Below are 18607 nucleotides of genomic sequence, written 5' to 3' on the forward strand. Positions count from 1 at the left end.
AGAAACTGGAAATCGCCAACCCCCCAGTTCACTCAAGGAGCCCGGCCGGATGAACACCCATAAGCATGCCCGATTGACCTTCCTACGTCGACTCGAAATGGTCCAGCAATTGATCGCCCATCAAGTTTGTGTGCCTGAAGCGGCCCGCGCCTATGGGGTCACCGCGCCGACTGTGCGCAAATGGCTGGGCCGCTTCCTGGCTCAGGGCCAGGCGGGCTTGGCCGATGCGTCCTCGCGCCCGACGGTCTCGCCCCGAGCGATTGCGCCGGCCAAGGCGCTGGCTATCGTGGAGCTGCGCCGCAAGCGGCTGACCCAAGCGCGCATCGCCCAGGCGCTGGGCGTGTCAGCCAGCACCGTCAGCCGCGTCCTGGCCCGCGCCGGTCTGTCGCACCTGGCCGACCTGGAGCCGGCCGAGCCGGTGGTGCGCTACGAGCATCAGGCCCCCGGCGATCTGCTGCACATCGACATCAAGAAGCTGGGACGTATCCAGCGCCCTGGCCACCGGGTCACGGGCAACCGACGCGATACCGTTGAGGGGGCCGGCTGGGACTTCGTCTTCGTGGCCATCGATGACCACGCCCGCGTGGCCTTCACCGACATCCACCCCGACGAGCGCTTCCCCAGCGCCGTCCAGTTCCTCAAGGACGCAGTGGCCTACTACCAGCGCCTGGGCGTGACCATCCAGCGCTTGCTCACCGACAATGGCTCGGCCTTTCGCAGCCGCGCCTTCGCCGCGCTGTGCCATGAGCTGGGCATCAAGCACCGCTTTACCCGACCTTACCGCCCACAGACCAATGGCAAGGCCGAACGCTTCATCCAGTCGGCCTTGCGTGAGTGGGCTTACGCTCACACCTACCAGAACTCCCAACACCGAGCCGATGCCATGAAATCCTGGCTACACCACTACAACTGGCATCGACCCCACCAAGGCATCGGGCGCGCTGTACCCATCTCCAGACTCAACCTGGACGAATACAACCTATTGACAGTTCACAACTAGCGCGGCCGTCAGGGCATAGGGCAGCCGGAAGTCCCAGACGATGACCCGCGCCGCGGTGCCGGCTTGCCCGGGGTGCAGCAGCGTGCGTATCAGGGTGTCCCAGGTCAAGCCGGACGGGCCGGTAGCCATGTCCAGCACGAGTGCGCCCAGGATGGCCAGCGCCAGCGCCAGAGTCAAGGCAAGTCGGCGTGTCTGGGTGCGCTGATAGTGGGCGATGGTGGCGTGCATCGAAGTCTCAGCGTGTCCAGTAGCTGCCCTGGCCGTCGAGCGATACGAAATCGCGATACAGCCTATCCATGGACGCCTGGGGATTCAGATCGCTTGCCGGATAGAACCATTTGGCCAGCGCCTCGATGGCGATGATGTTGTAGGGCGAGTTGTAGAAGGCGTGCCACAGACCGTGAGCGCGTTGCTCGCGCACGGCGTTGAGGTCCTTGATGCCATCGCGGGACAGGACGGCCTGCAAGCTGCCGTTGACCACGCCCGGTGCCACGCCGGGTCCGGCAACGATGCTTGGCCGACCGGGCTCGTTGCGGCTGCCAGTGGCGATGTAAACGTCGGGTTGCTGCTGAATCAGATATTCCAGACTCACATCGCCGATGGCGCCAGGCACGCGTTCGCTGGCGATATTGCGTCCACCGGCCGCGCTCTCCATATCGCCCAGGCCGCCTGCGCCCGTGGTGTGGCAGCAGGCGGGCCAGACACCGGCCAGCAACTCGACGAAGACCCGAGGGCGTTGCTCCGCGGGCACGCCATCGACGACGGCCTGCACGGCGGCGCGGCGCTGCTGGGCGAAGTCGATGTAGCGCTCGGCTTCGTGTTCGCGGCCCAGTGCCTGCCCCAGCACACGCAGACTGGGAATCGTGTTCTGCAGCGGTTTGGCGCGGAAGTCGATGAACAGGATCGGAATGCCGGCGTGTTGGAGGGCGGCGATCATGGGATTGGCCGGGCCGGGGCCATGGCCACTGAGGCCGAAGATGGCCAGGTCTGGATGCAGGGAAACAATGCGCTCGGGGCTGACGCTGGCCTCGGAGTTTTTGCCGATGAAGGGGATGGCGGCTGCTTGGGGATAGCGGTCCAGCAATTGCTTCCAGGCCTGCGGATCCTGGGCTTTGAGCTCGCCTTGCCAGCCTACGACGCGCTGCACCGGGTTGGCGCGGTCCAGCAATGCCATGGCGAACACAAAACGGCCTTCGCCCAGCAGGATGCGTGTGGGGTGGTCAGGCACGTGCACCTGACGGCCAGCCAGGTCAGTCACTTCGCGCGCCTGCGCCGCCGCGGGCAACAGAAGGGCGGCCAGAGCAACCACTGCGATACGCAGGCTCTTCACGGGTAGTCTCCATTCAGGAATGGCCATCGCAGAAACGTTCTGAATGAAACGTATTCCTGATCGGCGGGCAGTATGCGGGGGGGAGTCTCAAGAATTCGTTAAGACGCTAGGGCAGCCCTACAATGAGCGCCTCAACCGTTTTGAGACCGGCTCCGCCATGCGCATTCTCGTCATCGAAGACGACCCGGATATTCTCGCCAACGTCGCCCATCACCTCGGAGCGCGCGGGTATATCGTGGATTGCGCCTGCGACGGGCAGCAGGGCTACGCCCTGGCGGCGGCCCACGACTTCGACCTGATCGTGCTGGATGTGATGTTGCCCCGCGTCGATGGCCTGCAGCTATGCCGCCGCCTGCGTGGCGAGGACGGCCGCGTCACGCCCATCATCATGGTCACCGCCCGCGACACGCTGGACGAGCGCCTGCAGGGGTTTGACGCCGGCGCCGATGATTACCTGGTCAAACCGTTTGCCTTGAGTGAACTGGCCGCGCGCGTCAAGGCGATTCTGCAGCGTGCGCATCCTGCCGCCATGGCGCGGGTACTGCACGTGGGTGACCTGCGGCTGCAGACCGATACGCTGCAGCTGTCGCGTGCCGGACAGGCCTTGCGCCTGCCCCCGGCGCCGCTGCAGTTGCTGCTCATGCTCATGCGCGCCAGTCCCGCCGTGGTGCCGCGCGCTAGGTTGGAAGAGGCGCTCTGGCGCGATTCGCCGCCCGATAGCGACAGCCTGCGCACCCACATTCACCAGATTCGGCACACGATCGACAAGCCCTATCCCAAGGCCTTGCTGCACACGGTGCATGGCATCGGCTATCGCCTGGCGGACGAAGATGGCAACTGACTCGCGTCTCTCGCGTCATCTGGTGCTGACCTATCTGTGCCTGAGTGTCGCCATCGGTGCCGTGCTCTCGGTCCTGTCATGGTGGACGGTGGTCAAGCTCGAGGAACACCTGCAGCGTATCGATATGGGCATGGCCGTCGAGCGCGTGCGCGGGGATTTTCTTGCGGGCAAGGAGATCGGCCGCGCCGACCGGTTTTTTCATGGCGAGCCGGGCAGCGCCGCATTTCCCGAATGGTTGCGCGGCATCCCGGCCGGTTTTCACAAGCTGCAGCAGGCCGGACGTATCTGGCATGCCATGGCCGACGACCACGGCGGCACGCGGTATGTTCTGCTGCGCGACTACACCGAGTATGAACACAGCCAGGTGCGTTCGCACTGGGTGACCGTTGCCGCGCTGGCGGCCAGCCTGCTGGCCGCGTTCGGACTGGGCGCGTTGGCCAGCCGGCGCTTCGTCAGGCCGCTGCTGACCTTGGCCGAGCAGGTGGGCCTGCGGCCGGAGTTGCCGCCCCGCACCCGGCTGGCCCAGGCCTACCCGCCCAACGAGATCGGCCAGCTGGCCCAGGCGTTCGATGAAACCTACAACCAGCTCGAGCAGGCCCTGGAGCGCGAGCGTCTGTTCACCGCCGACGTCAGCCATGAGTTGCGCACACCGCTCATGGTGATATCCAGCAGCGCCGAGGTGCTCGACGATACCCCCGATCTGCCGCGCGCGGTGCGCGTTCAGACCGTGCGCATCCGCAAGGCGGCCACAGAGATGCAGCAGCATCTGCAGACGCATTTGATGCTGGCGCGCGGCGCCTCGTCGGCCAAGGGGTTTGCGCAAGCCAGCGCTCAAGAGGTCGTTGAGGAAGAATGCCAGCGCTGGTTGCCCCGGGCCGAGGCCCTGGGACTACGGTTGCAATGCCGCCGCAGTCCGGGGCAGACCATGCAATGGCCTGCGGCGTTGTTGCATGTCGTGGTCTCCAACCTGATCCGCAATGCCTTGCAACATGCGAAGGGCGCGACATGGATACACGTGAGCGCCGACGATGACCGCATCACGGTCGAGGACGATGGGCAGGGCATCGCCGCGCAGACGCAGGCCGAGCTGTTTACGCCCTTTGTCAGCGGCCCGGAGAGCACTCGCGAGAACATGGGTCTGGGCCTGTCGTTGGTGCAGCGTATCTGCCAGCATCAGGGCTGGCGTATCGAACTGGATGGTTCGCCTGGGCACGGCTGCCGGTTTCATATCTGGCTATCGCCGTCGTCCTGATCCGTCCGGACGCAGTGCCGCCGTTGGGTCGGACATGCTTGCGCTTGGGCAGGATATTGAATCAAGATGGGCCAAATCGCGTCAGGAGACAGCATGCTGCCCAGGGATATCCGCTTGATCGGCGCGCCCACCGATGTGGGGGCCAGCGCTCGGGGCGCCTCCATGGGGCCCGAGGCCCTGCGCGTGGCCGGCCTGACGGAAAGGCTGCAGCGCCGCGGTCACCGCGTTCACGACAGCGGCAACCTCGCCGGGCCGCCGAATCCATGGCAACCGCCCGTAGAGGGCCTGCGTCACGTGGACGAAGTCATCGCCTGGAACCGGCTCGTGCATGACGCCGTCTATGACGCGCTGCAGTGCGGGCACGTTCCGGTCATGCTGGGCGGGGACCATTGTCTGGCGATTGGCTCGATCAGCGCCGTGGCGCGCCACTGCCGCACCGCCGGGCAAGGCCTGCGCGTGCTCTGGCTCGATGCGCACACTGATTTCAACACCCAGGTTCTGACACCGACGGGCAACCTGCACGGCATGCCCGTGGCCTGTCTGTGCGGGGCCGGCCCCCGGCCCCTGACCCAGTTGTCTGGCGCCAGCCCTGCTCTGCAACCCGCCTGGATCAGGCAGGTAGGAATACGCAGCGTGGACGAGGGCGAGCGCTGCCTGGTCCGGCAGGCGGGGCTGCAGGTTTATGACATGCGTCATATCGACGAGGCAGGGATGCGCGCCACCATGCAGGCGGCGCTGGCAGGCCTGGATGACGACATGCATTTGCATGTTAGTTTCGACGTGGATTTTCTGGATCCGGACGTCGCGCCGGGTGTCGGCACCACGGTGCCTGGCGGCGCGACCTATCGTGAGGCCCAGCTATGCATGGAGATGATCGCCGATACCGGGCGCATGGCATCGCTGGACATTGTCGAACTCAACCCCGCGCTGGATGTGCGCAATAAAACGGCCATCGTCGCCGCCGAATTGGTCGAGAGCCTGTTCGGCAAATCGACGCTGATCCGGCCTCAGGGGTAGACGATGGAGTACTGCACATAACTGACAAGCTTGCCTGCGGTGATGGCCTCCGAGCTGGTCCTGATGTAGCGCGCCAGATAGCGCAGCGTGGCGGCCTTGTTGGTCACCGTGGTGCTTTGCGCGGCTTGCGCGGTCGTGTCCACACCCACCTTGAGCGTCGCGCCATTGGGATTGGCCAACTGGATCTGCACGCTCTTGAAGATGGTGCCGGGTGCGGAGGGGATCGACGATTGGACGGTGGCGGCGGCCGTCGTCGAGTAGGCCTTCAGGTTGCCGGTGCCATAGTCGGTGGTCAGGCCGGGCTCGAAATAGGCCTTGATTGCCTTGGTGTTGAGCGAATCAGGGCATTCGCTGAGCTTGATTTCGAAGGGGGTGGCGCCGGCGGTGTCGTTGACGTTGGGGATGGCCTTGGTGCCGATCTTGGGCAAGGTGACCACCAGGTTGTAAGGCGGCTGGTTGCCGTTGATCTTGCACGTCTGATCGGTGATCTCGCCCGAAATGGTAATCGTGCCATCTACGGCATAGGCCGGTGGTGTGGTCATCATGCCGGCCACCATCAACGTGGCCGTCGCGGCCTTTACACACTCAATCCCGGTTGAAGAATTGCGGTCTTTCATGGCTGTACGCGTCTTGCTAAAGAGCCCTCAGTATGCCGAGGCTGCTTCATCAGACATGCCCGAAATCCGCCTGTTTTGATTGTTACTATAGTAATTACGGCGGATCGGAATCAGACCAACACCTAGTGCGGTGAGGGCGAGTTCAGTTCGGATCCGCCGCTGTCGCGTCGACCTCGCCGGCGAACATATAGCCCCAGCCGTGGACGGCCCGGATGGGCAGCGCCATCTGTTGCAGCGCCGCCTTGCGGCGCAGGCGACTGACCATCACGTCTACAAAACGGCTGCGTTGCGTAGGCGACTCGGCGCCCACATCTTCCGGCTGCAGGGCATCGCGGCTGAGCTTGCGTTCCGGAGCCGTCATCAGCCGCGTCATGAAGGCGCGTTCGCCCGTGGTCAGGCCGATGCCACGGCCGGCGGGATTCACCAGTGTCCAGCCTTGATTGGCCAGCCGCCACTTGGCCACCGTGCCAGGCCAGCCCGCCAAGGAGGCTACCTCGGGCTCGGCGTCGACGGCGGTTTCGGCACGCTCTTCGAGCGGCATGGGCAAAGCGGCCAGGCCCGCGATACGGCGCAATAAAGACTGCAGAACAGCGGCCAGTTCCAGTCCGCTGGCGTCGCGGTCTAAACAGGCGTCGGCCCCGCACAGCAGGGTGCGTACCCGGGCTTCGCTGTCGGCAAAGCGGGCCAGGGCGATGATGCCGACGGACCGATCCGTGGCACGCAGGCGCACGGCCGCAATGTGCAGATCGGCCAGGGGTGCGCACAACGCCACCAAAGGACAGGGCTGTCTGCCGTAATGCTCATAAAGCCCGGCCAGATCATGACAGACGCGCACGCGGAAGCCGAGGCGGCTCAGGCTGTCCAGTTGTTCTTCGTGCGTGGCATCGTCTTTGATCAGAAAGATGACATCCAGCGTTCTGTTCATTCGTTTTTCCGAGTGCTGGGGCGGCGGCTCGCGGCGTGTCTCACGCCGTTGGCGGATCCGGCTCCGCAGTGGGAGCGGGGGCAGGCCTCATCGGCCAGGGATGCCTGCTTCCAATTTAAACATAAATGTGTTTATTTGTGAATATAAGTTTCCTCATGGAAGTGAAACCGGATTTCCGCACCGTTTTGAGCGCTGTTTGTCTCGATTTATCCTGGTTTGTGTTTAATCTAGATACATTATTTTCTGAATGTATCTCGCCTGAGAGAAATTGGCTCCGCTACGGACGGTGGCCGGAATGCGGCCTGCCGGTTACAGTAGACCGATGAGCCTTTGACGGAGAACGTGCGATGTCTGTGATTTCCATCCCTCGAGCCATGGTGTGCGCGGGGGTGCTGGTGGCGGCGGCGGGTTGCGCCACGCACACGGGTCAGGCGCGCCCGGAAGGGGCCGCCGCAGCCAATGCCACGACCAGCGCGGATTCGCTGGCGCAAACCCGCTGGGAGCTCACCAGTTGGGTCGATGCCCTGGGCAACCCGCGTAACCTTGCGCACGGTGACAACGGCGAACCCATCTCGCTGACCTTCCTGGCCGATGGCAAACGTTACGTGGCGCAAGGGTTTGCAGGGTGCAATCGCTACAGCGCGACGTACAAGCTGGAAGCCGGCAAACTGACCATCACCGCGCCGGCCTCCACGCGCATGGCCTGCCCCGACCCGCGCCGGGCCCAGCTCGAGGCCGACTACCTGCGCGCCTTGGCCGATATCCGGTCGTTTACGCTGGACGCCAGCGGGGCGCCGCGGCATCTGACGTTCAATGTGGCATCGGGCGATGTGCTCGATTTCACGCGGCGTAAAGATCCTCCGACGCCCTGAGGCAGACGAGGCTGGGCAGGCCTAAAATAGCGCTTTAGCCGGTTTTTCCGGTCAGCACTCGTTGGAGGCAGTCATGCCCGTTTCCTTGCGCCCGCTGGGGCCGTTGATGCTCGCTCTCAGTCTTGCCGCCTGCGCGTCGCGCCCCGTCGCGCCGCCTATCGTGGGTCAGCAGCCCGGGCAGCAATCCGATGTCCTGGCGCAGACCACCTGGGAGCTGGCGCGCTGGACCCTGCCTGGCGGCGCCTTGCGCCCGGTTCCGCACGCGCACAGCAACGAGCGCCCCATCACGCTGACGTTTACCCGCCAGGCCGACAGAGGGCAGGCGACGGGTTTTTGCGGTTGCAACAACTACTCTGCGCAATACGTCGTCGCCAACGGTTCGCTGTTGCTGCAAGACACTCCGGTGTCGACCCGCATGGCTTGCCCGGCAGCCAATATGGAACTGGAACAGGAGTATCTGGCTGGCCTGACGCGCGTCACAAAAACGCAGTTCGACAATGTGGGCAACCCCGCGCGCATGAGCCTGACCCTGTCGACAGGGGATGTGCTGGACTTTGCCCGCCGTTAATCACCGTTGCCTTCCGATCGTCCGCGTCCCTTCTGCTGTAACCATGTCCATCGTTGATATTGCCGCCTATAAATTCGTCAGCCTGACTGACGCCGCCGAGTTGCGTGAGTCGCTGCTGGCGCAGACGCAGGCTCTGGCCCTCAAGGGCACGATTCTGTTGGCGCCGGAAGGCATTAATCTTTTCCTGGCCGGCACGCAGGCGGCGATCGACAGCTTTCTGGACAGTCTGCGCCAGGATGCGCGCTTTGCCGACCTTGAAGTCAAGTTCAGCCTCTCGCAGACCGTGCCGTTTGGCCGCATGCTGGTCAAGCTCAAGCGCGAGATCATCCGTATGGATCACCCGACCATCCGGCCCGAGGCCGGCCGCGCGCCCAGCGTGGATGCGCCAACGCTGGCGCGCTGGCTGGAACAGGGGCGTGACGATGCCGGCCGCGAAGTCGTCATGCTCGACACCCGTAATGCGTTCGAGGTCGATGTCGGCACGTTTCGCAACGCCATTGACTGGCGTATCGAGCGCTTCACGCAGTTTCCTGATGCGGTGCGTGAGCATCGTGCCGAGTTAGAAGGCAAGACCGTCGTCAGTTTCTGTACCGGTGGCATCCGCTGCGAGAAGGCCGCCATCTTCATGGGCGAGATCGGCATCGAGCATGTCTATCAGCTCGAAGGCGGCATCCTGAAGTACTTTGAAGAAACCGGGGGGCCCGGTTATGACGGGCCTGCTTCGTCTTCGATGAGCGGGTAGCGCTGGATCCGGCGCTCAAGCCGCTGGCCTGAAAAAAAGCGCCGCGAGCTACGGCGCTTGTCGGCATCAGTGGATGCGCATGCCCGGTTGCGCACCGGGCCAGGGCTCCAGCACATAAATGCCGGCATCGACCTTCTCGTCGGCATGGCTGGCGGCCAGCACCATGCCCTCCGAGACGCCGAACTTCATCTTGCGCGGGGCCAGATTGGCCACCAGCACCGTCAGTTTGCCAATGAGGTCTGCCGGCGTGTAGGCGGACTTGATCCCCGAGAACACGTTGCGGTGACGCCCCTCGCCGGCATCCAGTGTCAGGCGCAGCAGCTTGGTCGAGCCTTCGACTTCTTCGCAGTTGATGATCTTGGCGATGCGCAGATCGACCTTGGCGAAGTCGTCGATGGAAATGGTTTCGGCTAGCGCTTCGCCTCCCGGCGTGGCGGCCGGTTCGGGTGGTGCGGCAGGCGCTTCGAATAGCGCATCGAGCATCTTTGGATCGACGCGTTGCATCAAGTGCTTAAAAGGCGCGACCTGCGAGGGCAGTTCGGCCGCGTCGGTCCACACGAAGTCGCGTGGTGCGCCAAACAGCTCGCGCGCCACCCGTGCGGCCAATGCCGGCAGCACCGGCGCCAGCATGACCGACAAGGCCTTGAAACCGGCCAACGCGCGCGAACACACATCCTGCAACTGAGCGCGGCGCGATGCATCGGCGTCGGCGTAATTCTTGGCCAGAACCCAGGGCTGGGCGGCGTCGAAGGCCTGGTTGATGCCGTCGGCATAGGCCATGATTTCGCGGATCGCGCGGTTGTACTCGCGGCCTTCCAGCGCAGCGCGGATGGACTCGGCCTGCTGCGCAAATTCGGCCGACAGCGCCGCGGTATCGCCCACGTAGGCAAGCTTGCCGTCGAAATGGCGTGTGATGAAATTGGCTGCGCGGCTGGCAATGTTGACGTATTTACCGACCAGGTCGCTGTTGACGCGGGCGATGAAGTCTTCCGGATTGAAGTCCATGTCCTCGACGCGGGCGTTGAGCTTGGCGGCCATGTAATAGCGCAGCCATTCGGCATCCATGCCCACTTCCAGGTAGCGCAGCGGCGAAATACCCGTGCCACGGCTTTTGGACATTTTTTCACCGCTTACGGTGATGAAACCATGCACATTCAGCGCGTCGGGCGTCTTGCGGCCGGCGAACTTCAGCATGGCGGGCCAGAACAGCGCATGGAAGTAAATGATGTCCTTGCCGATGAAGTGCACTTGCTCGGTCGGCCCGGCCGGGTCGAGCAGCGCATCGAAGTCCAGACCCGTCTTGGTGCAATACGATTTCAGCGAGGCGAGGTAGCCCACCGGCGCGTCCAGCCACACATAGAAATACTTGCCTGGCGCGTCGGGGATCTCGATGCCGAAATAGGGGGCATCGCGCGAGATGTCCCAATCGCCCAGCTTGGCCTGGCCATCGTCGGTGCCCAGCCATTCGCGCGTCTTGGCCTGGACTTCGCTTTGCAGGTGCTTGGTGCCGTTGCGGTTGCTGCCCGTGGTCCACTGCTGCAGAAACTCCACGCAGCGCGGGTCGGACAGCTTGAAAAAGAAGTGATCCGAGGTCTTGAGTACCGGCGTGGCACCGGTCAGGGCAGAGTAGGGCTGAATCAGTTCGGTCGGAGCGTAGACCGCGCCGCAGACCTCGCAGGAGTCGCCGTACTGATCCTTGGCATGGCAGCGCGGGCATTCGCCCTTGATGTAGCGGTCCGCCAGGAACATGCCCTTGACCGGATCGAAAAACTGTTCGATCGAGCGCGTCTCGATCAAGCCGGCGGCCTTGAGCGCGCCATAGATCTCATGCGAGAGGGCGACGTTTTCGGCCGAGTCGGTCGTGTGCCAATGGTCAAAGCGCACATGGAAGCCGTCCAGGTAGCGGGGCCGCTCGGCGGCGTAGCGGGCGACGAGTTGCTGAGGGCTGATGCCTTCTTTCTCGGCCTTGAGCATGATGGGCGCGCCGTGCGCATCGTCAGCACCCACGAAATGCACGGTATTGCCCGCCATACGCATCGAACGGACCCAGATGTCGGCCTGGATGTACTCCATGATGTGGCCGATGTGAAAGGAACCGTTGGCGTAGGGAAGTGCAGTAGTGACAAATAGCGTGCGTGACATGACGGATTTGACGGTGGGATGAGGGCGGTTGGTCTGCAGGGCAGAAGCTGGCTATTTTAGAGCCAGGCGCCGCAGGCGCGGGCGGGCGGCCAGACCGGCAAGGGTCTGCCGCCAAAAGGGACATAGTAAACGGTACGCGCCAGGCGCAGGCGCGGCGCCGGGCAGCGCCTGCGCGGCGGACCTGGGCCGAGGCGGTGGTTAACGGATCTCGCGGGCCTCGACGTCGATGACGTCGCCGCCGCGAGCCGGTGCCGCGGCAAAGGGCGGCTGGGCCTGAAAGGGTCGGCCGGCCTGGCGCTGGCTCCAGTAGGCGCGCACCCCGAAAGGTTTGCCGCGCACCTTGGCCACCATGTACAGAATGCCCAGGGCGATCGCCGTGGAGGCCATGAAGACCAGCGCCATCAGCATGCCGATCAAGCCCAGCACGATGACGGGAATGGCGCGAAGAAAGCGGATGAGAGCGTTGGTCATGAAATTAGGATGTAAAAACAGGGCAAAAGGTTCCGCCGCATCCGCTATCCTTGTGGGTAACGGCTGACGTATTTCCCGCAGCGCCTCTGAAATCATAGTGACATGAGTATAACGATAGACCAAATCCGCGGCGTCCTGCGCACTGTTTCCGACCCCAACACCGGCCTGCCCCTGGGATCTTCTGTAAAAGATCGTGATATTCAGATCGAAGGCGGTCTGGTCCGCGTCCTGATCGAGCAAGGCTATCCGGGGCGTGAAGCACAGGCGCAATTGGCAGAACTGGCCCGTTCGGCGCTGGCTGGCGCGGGTGTGACCCAGGCCGAGATCGCCGTGGCGGTGCGTGTGCAGCCGCACGCGGTGCAGCGCGGGCTCAAGCCCCTGCCCAACGTGCGCAACATCATTGCCGTGGCGTCGGGCAAAGGCGGCGTGGGCAAAAGCACCACGTCGGTGAACCTGGCCCTGTCGCTGGCTGCCGAAGGCGCCAGCGTCGGCGTGCTCGATGCCGACATTTACGGCCCCAGCATCCCCACCATGCTGGGCATTTCGGGGCGGCCTGAAAGTCTGGACAACAAATCCATGGAGCCGCTCGTCGGCCATGGCATCCAGGCCAATTCCATCGGTTTTCTGATCGACGCCGACTCGCCGGCCATCTGGCGCGGGCCAATGGTCACGCAGGCGCTGGAGCAGTTGCTGCGCCAGACCAATTGGCGCGACCTGGACTATCTCATCGTCGACATGCCGCCGGGCACCGGCGACGTCGCGCTGACCCTGGCGCAGAAAGTGCCGGTGGTCGGGGCGGTCATCGTCACGACACCGCAGGACGTCGCTCTGCTGGATGCGCGCAAGGGTTTGCGCATGTTCCAGAAGGTCGAGGTGCCGATCCTGGGGGTGGTCGAGAACATGGCGATCCACATCTGCACGCAATGTGGCCATGCCGAGCCTATTTTTGGCGAAGGCGGCGGGCAGCGTATGGCGGCGCAGTACGAGGTGCCCTGGCTGGGTAGCCTGCCCCTGACGCTGGCCATCCGTGAACAGACCGACTCGGGCACGCCCACCGTCGTGGCCGACCCGCAAGGCGAGGCGGCCGGCCTGTATCGCGCGATCGCCCGCAAGGTGGCCGCCCAGGTGGCCGCCTTGCCCAAGGATATGGCGGGCAAGATGCCCGGCGTCGTGGTCCAGCCGCAGCGGCCTTCTTAAGGCATGCAGAAGTATCGCGCCGCCCTTGCCCTGGCAGTCCTGGCGTGGTCTGTGCAGGCATATGCCAGCCGTCCGGAGATCATCATCGATCCGGGCGGTGTCACGCCGCAGGCGCTGACGGTGATCACCGAGGCTGTCGATGCCATCGCTCGTCTGGCAGAAGATCAGGATGGCGGCGAAATCACCCGCCTGCGGCGCCGCGCGCGCGACGCGACTGTCGCGGCACTGGCCACGCAAGGCTATTTCACGGCCCAGGTCACGTTGGCGCCGGGCACCGATGTGGGCGGCGACACCTGGGATATCTCCATCCAGGCCGGCCCGCGCGCGGTCATCCGCTCGGTCGACCTGAATTTCACGGGCAGGGTGCTGCGACCCGAGTACGCCGCGCGCGTCGAGCAATGGCGCCAGGCCTGGAGTCTGAAGCCCGGCCAACCCTTCATCAATGGGGACTGGAACAAAGCCAAGGCGCATCTGCTCGATAGCGTGTCTTCGCGGGATTTCCTGCTGGCCACGATGACCGAATCGCAGGCGGAAGTCCAGGCGGATACGGCCGAAGTGGCGCTGTCGGTGACGATCGATAGCGGCCCGCTGGTACGGCTGGGCCAGTTGCAGACCCAGGGCCTGAAGCGGGTGCCGGAAAGCCTCATCACGCGGTATGTCCGTTATAGCGAGGGCGAGCCATACAACCAGGACCAGCTCGACGACTGGCAGCAGGAATTGCAGTCGACGGCGTTTTTCCGGGGGGCGTTCGTGTCGCTGCGCCGCTCGGGCGGCCAGCTTTCCGATGCGCCGGTCGGCAACACGCCTGATGGTGACGTCAAGGCGCGCGCGCCGGGCTCGAGCGGCCTGGCCGCCGTCCAGCCCTCGGGTGATGCCAAGGTCTCGGGCGCGCCCGGCGCCGCGCCTGCGGCGGTCTACGACCCGGATGGCGAGGTGACACTGCCCGTGGACGTTCGCGTGGTCGAGGCACCGGCCAAACGCGCCGCCGTGGCGGTGGGGTTCGACGATACGGCCGGCGCGCGCTTCGAGACGCTCTATCGGCAGAACGTCGTCTTCGGGCAGCCGGTGACGATGGAGACCGGCTTCGGCGTCGACCGTTTGCGCCAGCGCGCGTTTCTGGATTTCAACCTGCCGCCCGACAGCCGGGGCCGGCGCGACGCCGTCGGGGTGTTGGCGCAGCGATCGGACATCCAGGGTCTGGAAGTCACGCGTTACGCGCTAGGCTTTACGCGCACTCAGGAGCGCAAAGGCGCCGGCGACAGCCGCGTCGAGTACGAGACCCGTTGGGGGGCCCTGCTGGCGCACGATCATGTGCAGATCGACGGGGGCGACACGTATGACCTGCCCACCGCCACCGTGACGGCCGACTGGTTGCGGCGTGACGTTGACAGCAAATACGACCCGCGCGAAGGGAATCTGGTCGCCGTGGGTGGCGGCGTCGGCACGGTGCTCGATAGTGGCGACCCGTTTCTGCGATTGCGCCTGCGAGGCCAGAAGTGGTGGCCTGTCGGCGAGCGTGACGTGCTGACCCTGCGTGGCGAGGTGGGCCGGGTCTGGTCCAACGCCAAGACCCGGGTGCCGGATGACTTCGGTTTCCGCACTGGGGGGGCGCGCTCCATTCGTGGATATCGTTACCAGAGCATCGGCCTCAAACAGGATGACGCCACGGTCGGCGCACCCACGTTGGCCGTGGCCAGCGTGGAGTACGACCATTATTTCAATGAGCGCTGGGGCGTGGGCTTTTTCGTCGATGCCGGCGATGCGGCAGAGTCGTTCGGCGGCATGGACATCGCGGTCGGCTATGGGGTGGGAGCGCGCGTGCGCACACCGGCGGGCCCCTTGTTTCTGGACGTGGCCTACGGGCAGCGCGAACATGACCTGCGCCTGCATTTTTCGCTGGGGATCGCGTTTTGACGAAGCTGCGCGCCGTTTTGCGGCATCTGCTTATCTGGTGGTTGCCGGGCCTGGCCATTCTGGCCGCTGTCGTGGCCTCTTTCGTATTCTGGCTGGTGGCGTCGCAGACCGGCAGCCGCGTGTTGCTGAACGCCGCCGTGCAGATGGCCGGTGGCGAGGTCCAGCACATCGAGGGGTCGGTGCTCAAGGGCCTGCGCGTGGGCCGGCTCGACGTGACGGTGGCTGACACCCGTATCGAGGCCAGCAATCTCTGGCTCGATATCGATTGGAGCGAACTGGGTCACCGCCGCGCTTATGTGCGGGCGTTGACCGCGGACCGTCTGGCTGTCGGTTTGCCGCCAACCGCCCCGCAGAGCAGCACCCAGGCTGCTTCGGGCGGCATGCCCGACGCGCTATCCCTGCCCGTGTCCATCGACGTCGACCGGCTGGCCGTGGGCGAGTTCGCGCTGACCCGCGCAGGCCAGCCCCTGCCAGTCAGCCTGCACGATATCGCCTTGGCGCTGCATGTGCAGCGTGAAGCGGCCGCGCGGCTGGATATTCAAAGTTTACGGGTGGATCACCCCGAGGGCCGGGTGCGGCTCACGGGTTTGCTCGATGTGCAGAAACTGGCCGCGCCCTGGCCGTTGGCCGCGCGCCTGGAGGCGCGCATTGCCGCCGCTCGCCCGGACGCCACGTTCTGCATGGAAATTGGCGACCTGAAAGCCAGCCAGAAGACGCAGGACGACGCCGCGCGCGCAGCTCAGCAAGGGGCTTACCTGGTCACCCGTCCCGAGGTGGTACAGGGGGCGGCCAGCGCGCTGGGGGGCAAGGAGCTCGATGCGCTCGAGGCCGACTTGCGGCGCGAGCGCTGGCGGGAGGCGGTGCGGCAGCTTTGCCCGATCTCGCTGTCGCTACAGGCAGAAGGTACGCTGGAACAATTGGCGGTGACGTTGCAAGGCAGCGGCGCGGGCCTGGTGATCGACGCGCAGGCAGCGCTTGAACCCATGGCGAGCTTTCCGCTGCGCGATGCGCGGCTGGAGCTCAAACGTGACGATGGTTCGGGCCTGCGCGCGGTGCTGGATTGGGAGTCGGCCAGCGAGCCAGGCGCGCCCGATCACATCCAGGCGCATGTGGTCTCCGACCGGCTGGATCTCAAGCGGCTGCTGGGAGACTGGCTTCCTGCGGCCGTGTTGAGCGCGCAGGCCGATATTCAGGTTCAGGTGCAGGATCTGAGCGACTTGCGCTCGGCCGATCTGCAACTGCGGATCGCGCCCGATAGCCGCTGGAACAAACAGCCCTTGGCTGGGACGCTGGCGGCGCAGGTGCGCAGCCAGGAGGGCTCGGCCGTTTTCGCGCCGGGCCTGCCGCCGGGGTTGAGCGTGCCCCAACTGGAGATGGATCTCACGCTGGGTAAAAACCGCCTGCATGCGCACGGCGCCTTGCAGGACGTCCGCGCCACGCTGTCGCTCGACGTCCAGGCGCCTGATCTGGCCGCCTTCTGGCCAGATCTGCCAGGAGGCGGTGTGGTACTCAAGGCCGACGTGGATGGCGAATTAAGCCGCCATAAAGGGAAGGTGGACGCGCGCTACACGCCGCCCAAACCGCAGCCACGCCGGCTGGGCGACGCACCGGTTCAGGCCAAGCTGGAGTTCGAGGGCGGCTGGGCTGAACAGGATGGGCTGGCCGGCTGGCGCGGCCGGATCTCTGGTCTGTCGGCGCAGACGGCGGGCTTTACGCTGGCCGTGCCCGGCATGCTCTCACTGGCATATCAGCCTGAAGCCGCTGCCCCGGCATGGCAATGGCAGGTCGGGGCAGCCGACCTGCAGGCCACCTTTCCGGACAAGCAGCGCCTGTCGCTGTCGCACGCGGGCTCGCGCGGGGGGGCAGGTCGCTGGGAGACAGCAGGACGAGCCGACAATTTCGAGCTACGCGCCACCATGCTGCGCCAGCTCATGACCGCCTTGGGTCAGGAGAACAAAAACGCCCAGGCCAACCGGGTCAACGCCGTGATTTCCGATGAGCAGCGGCGGATCGCGCTGGATTTTTCCTGGGATCTGAAATATGCCGGGGCGCTGTCGGGGCGGGCCCGACTGGCGCGGCGCAGCGGCGATCTGCGCATCCCGGGCGACCCTCCCGTGCCGTTGGGCTTGAAGACGCTGCAGCTCGATGTCACCGCTACGGCGGCTCAGGGGGATGCCAGCCGGATCGATGCGACGCTGGACCTGAACACCGAAAAAATGGGCCATCTGACGGCCACCGCCACGACCCAGCTCAAGGGCTTGGCGCTGGAGCCTCGACAGCCCATCCGCGCCGATCTGAGCGCCGATATCGCCGACCTGACCTGGTTAAGCCTGTTCGTGGGCGATACGCTGGAGGTTGGCGGCGCATTGCGGGCCCAGGCTCGCGTCGACGGCAGCCTGGCCGGCGGCTGGAATGCCAACGGCACGATCGACGGCGACAAGCTGCGGGTGGTGCGCATTGACGACGGCGTGCGCCTGGTCGATGGCACGTTGCGTGCCCGCTTGGTGGGCGATCGCCTGGTGTTGGATTCGCTGCGTTTTCCTGCCGTGCTGCGCGTGATGCCCGACGAGTGGCGGACCAAGGAGTGGATCACCACCAACCCCCAAGCCAAAGGCGGATATGCCGAGGCCAAGGGCGAGTGGAACCTGACCAGTATGGCAGGGCGTATCGGCGTCACGTTGTATCGCTTCCCCGCGTTGCAGCGTTCGGATCGCTACGCCATGGTCAGCGGGCGGGTGGACATCGATATCGCCCTGCCGCGCATTACCATCGACGGCGACATTACGGCAGATGCGGGCTGGGTCAGCCTGGAAATTCTTCAGGGGGTACCCTCCCTGGACGATGACGTGCGCGTGGTCCGTCCCGGCCAGGACCAGAAGGCCGGCACGCCCATCCAGGTGCAGATGGACCTGAAGGTCGATATGGGGCCGCGGTTTTACATCACCGGTATGGGGCTGGAAGCGGGGCTGGTCGGCAATATGCAGATCCTCATGCAGGGCGGCCGCCTCACCGGCCTGGGGGCGTTGCACACGCGCGCCGGTGGCATCGAGGCGTACGGGCAGAGGTTGCGCCTGCGGCGGGGGACGCTGACCTTCCAGGGCCGGCTGGACAACCCCATCCTGGACATCGTGGCCTTGCGCACGGGCGAGGCGGTAGAGGCGGGCGTGCGGGTCACCGGTACCGCCCAGCGGCCGCGCATCGATCTGGTCTCTTATCCGGACGTCAGTGACGTCGAAAAGCTTTCCTGGTTGGTGCTCGGGCGTGGTCCTGATGCCGGCGGCGGCGATACCGCGCTGCTGTTGTCTATCGGCACGGCCTTGCTGGGGGGCGGTGAGCCTTTGTATAAGCAGTTCGGTCTGGACGACGTCAGCATGCGCACCGGCGCCATCGGCAGCTCGGGCAGCCTGCTGCCGGATCGCACGGTGGCCAGCTCCGTCAACCGCGACGCCGATGCGGACCTGGCCACGCAATTCCTGGTGGCGAGCAAGAATTTCGCCAACGGCATCACGTTGAGCGTGGAGCAGGCCATGGCCGGCAGCGAGACCGTGGGCCGAGCGAGTTACCGGTTGGCGCAAGGACTGTCTTTGGATCTGAAGGGCGGCTCGGTCAACGGCATCGAACTCATCTACCGGTGGGTGGTGGGTGAGTAAGCCAGGGCCTGCTCCCAGGTCCTGGCGGCGACGCGATAAAATACCGCTCATTGCATAGGGGTACCCGTT

General features: G+C 65.1%; 15 protein-coding genes and 1 pseudogene. 10 read left to right on the forward strand and 6 right to left on the reverse strand.

The annotated features are described in order from the left end of the window. Window positions 1–49 precede the first annotated feature (49 nt). Window positions 50–1000, forward strand: coding sequence for an IS481-like element IS481 family transposase (locus tag LK440_RS02730; protein WP_005012808.1), 951 nt, complete (start codon window positions 50–52; stop codon window positions 998–1000). On the opposite strand, the gene LK440_RS02735 is transcribed toward LK440_RS02730, so the two are convergent. Both LK440_RS02735 and LK440_RS02740 read right to left on the reverse strand, forming a co-directional pair. Beyond that, the gene (locus LK440_RS02735; RefSeq protein WP_005015567.1) at window positions 980–1228 is read right to left on the reverse strand and encodes a hypothetical protein; all 249 of its coding nucleotides are present in this window, start codon (window positions 1226–1228) and stop codon (window positions 980–982) included. The genes LK440_RS02730 and LK440_RS02735 overlap by 21 nt on opposite strands. A gap of 7 nt (window positions 1229–1235) precedes the next feature. Next, window positions 1236–2330, reverse strand: a complete 1095-nt coding sequence (locus tag LK440_RS02740) for an ABC transporter substrate-binding protein (protein WP_005015565.1) — start codon at window positions 2328–2330, stop codon at window positions 1236–1238. A gap of 157 nt (window positions 2331–2487) precedes the next feature. Here LK440_RS02740 and LK440_RS02745 point away from each other — a divergent pair, with 157 nt between their 5' ends. The 3 genes from LK440_RS02745 to rocF all read left to right on the forward strand — a co-directional run bounded on the left by LK440_RS02745 (window position 2488) and on the right by rocF (window position 5440). Further along, window positions 2488–3171, forward strand: coding sequence for a response regulator transcription factor (locus LK440_RS02745; RefSeq protein WP_005015563.1), 684 nt, complete (start codon window positions 2488–2490; stop codon window positions 3169–3171). Further along, the gene (locus LK440_RS02750; RefSeq protein WP_005015559.1) at window positions 3161–4423 is read left to right on the forward strand and encodes a sensor histidine kinase; all 1263 of its coding nucleotides are present in this window, start codon (window positions 3161–3163) and stop codon (window positions 4421–4423) included. The genes LK440_RS02745 and LK440_RS02750 overlap by 11 nt, the downstream gene beginning before the upstream one ends. A gap of 66 nt (window positions 4424–4489) precedes the next feature. Continuing rightward, complete coding sequence (gene rocF, locus LK440_RS02755; RefSeq protein WP_005015556.1) at window positions 4490–5440, forward strand: arginase; 951 nt, start codon at window positions 4490–4492, stop codon at window positions 5438–5440. On the opposite strand, the gene LK440_RS02760 is transcribed toward rocF, so the two are convergent. Further along, window positions 5431–6057: a fimbrial protein gene (locus LK440_RS02760; RefSeq protein ID WP_145915635.1), complete on the reverse strand. Its 627-nt coding sequence runs from the start codon at window positions 6055–6057 to the stop codon at window positions 5431–5433. The two genes, rocF and LK440_RS02760, sit on opposite strands and share 10 nt — an antisense overlap. 142 nt (window positions 6058–6199) lie before the next feature. Beyond that, window positions 6200–6982, reverse strand: a complete 783-nt coding sequence (locus tag LK440_RS02765; protein WP_005015551.1) for a response regulator transcription factor — start codon at window positions 6980–6982, stop codon at window positions 6200–6202. A gap of 347 nt (window positions 6983–7329) precedes the next feature. Between LK440_RS02765 and LK440_RS02770 the strand changes: the two genes are divergently transcribed. The 3 genes and pseudogenes from LK440_RS02770 (at window position 7330) to LK440_RS02780 (ending at window position 9196) form a co-directional block, all read left to right on the forward strand. Further along, window positions 7330–7854 (forward strand): META domain-containing protein, encoded by a 525-nt coding sequence (locus LK440_RS02770; RefSeq protein ID WP_005015550.1) that lies wholly within the window; start codon window positions 7330–7332, stop codon window positions 7852–7854. Between the two features lie 73 nt (window positions 7855–7927). Beyond that, window positions 7928–8422, forward strand: coding sequence for an META domain-containing protein (locus LK440_RS02775; protein WP_005015548.1), 495 nt, complete (start codon window positions 7928–7930; stop codon window positions 8420–8422). A 43-nt stretch (window positions 8423–8465) separates the two neighbouring features. Next, window positions 8466–9196: pseudogene (locus LK440_RS02780) on the forward strand (sulfurtransferase). A gap of 34 nt (window positions 9197–9230) precedes the next feature. Here the strand turns inward: LK440_RS02780 and metG are convergent. After that, on the reverse strand, window positions 9231–11306 hold the full coding sequence (gene metG / locus LK440_RS02785; protein WP_005015542.1) for a methionine--tRNA ligase: 2076 nt from the start codon (window positions 11304–11306) through the stop codon (window positions 9231–9233). Window positions 11307–11504: 198 nt separating this feature from the next. Next, entirely contained in the window at window positions 11505–11777 is a 273-nt protein-coding gene (locus LK440_RS02790; protein WP_005015540.1) for a hypothetical protein, read from the reverse strand. Window positions 11778–11879: 102 nt separating this feature from the next. Between LK440_RS02790 and apbC the strand changes: the two genes are divergently transcribed. From apbC to LK440_RS02805, 3 genes are read left to right on the forward strand one after another with little or no spacing between them, the layout of a single operon-like run. Then, a complete protein-coding gene (gene apbC, locus LK440_RS02795) occupies window positions 11880–12974 on the forward strand; it encodes an iron-sulfur cluster carrier protein ApbC (protein ID WP_005015537.1) in 1095 nt (364 codons plus the stop codon). A 3-nt stretch (window positions 12975–12977) separates the two neighbouring features. After that, complete coding sequence (locus tag LK440_RS02800; protein WP_005015534.1) at window positions 12978–14888, forward strand: autotransporter assembly complex protein TamA; 1911 nt, start codon at window positions 12978–12980, stop codon at window positions 14886–14888. Next, a complete protein-coding gene (locus tag LK440_RS02805; protein ID WP_005019934.1) occupies window positions 14885–18538 on the forward strand; it encodes a translocation/assembly module TamB domain-containing protein in 3654 nt (1217 codons plus the stop codon). Before LK440_RS02800 ends, LK440_RS02805 begins: the two co-directional genes overlap by 4 nt. Window positions 18539–18607: the final 69 nt, after the last annotated feature.

Origin of the sequence: Bordetella holmesii (assembly GCF_020735985.1) — a bacterium.
In the GTDB taxonomy this organism is placed as follows: Bacteria; Pseudomonadota; Gammaproteobacteria; order Burkholderiales; family Burkholderiaceae_B; genus Bordetella; species Bordetella holmesii.

Coding starts and splice junctions, on each gene's coding strand:
- apbC (WP_005015537.1), top strand. CDS start 11,880: ATGAGTATAACGATAGACCAAATCCGCGGCGTCCTGCGCACTGTTTCC.
- metG (WP_005015542.1), bottom strand. CDS start 11,306: ATGTCACGCACGCTATTTGTCACTACTGCACTTCCCTACGCCAACGGT.
- LK440_RS02760 (WP_145915635.1), bottom strand. CDS start 6,057: ATGAAAGACCGCAATTCTTCAACCGGGATTGAGTGTGTAAAGGCCGCG.
- LK440_RS02800 (WP_005015534.1), top strand. CDS start 12,978: ATGCAGAAGTATCGCGCCGCCCTTGCCCTGGCAGTCCTGGCGTGGTCT.
- rocF (WP_005015556.1), top strand. CDS start 4,490: ATGGGCCAAATCGCGTCAGGAGACAGCATGCTGCCCAGGGATATCCGC.
- LK440_RS02730 (WP_005012808.1), top strand. CDS start 50: ATGAACACCCATAAGCATGCCCGATTGACCTTCCTACGTCGACTCGAA.
- LK440_RS02775 (WP_005015548.1), top strand. CDS start 7,928: ATGCCCGTTTCCTTGCGCCCGCTGGGGCCGTTGATGCTCGCTCTCAGT.
- LK440_RS02790 (WP_005015540.1), bottom strand. CDS start 11,777: ATGACCAACGCTCTCATCCGCTTTCTTCGCGCCATTCCCGTCATCGTG.
- LK440_RS02750 (WP_005015559.1), top strand. CDS start 3,161: ATGGCAACTGACTCGCGTCTCTCGCGTCATCTGGTGCTGACCTATCTG.
- LK440_RS02745 (WP_005015563.1), top strand. CDS start 2,488: ATGCGCATTCTCGTCATCGAAGACGACCCGGATATTCTCGCCAACGTC.
- LK440_RS02765 (WP_005015551.1), bottom strand. CDS start 6,982: ATGAACAGAACGCTGGATGTCATCTTTCTGATCAAAGACGATGCCACG.
- LK440_RS02735 (WP_005015567.1), bottom strand. CDS start 1,228: ATGCACGCCACCATCGCCCACTATCAGCGCACCCAGACACGCCGACTT.
- LK440_RS02770 (WP_005015550.1), top strand. CDS start 7,330: ATGTCTGTGATTTCCATCCCTCGAGCCATGGTGTGCGCGGGGGTGCTG.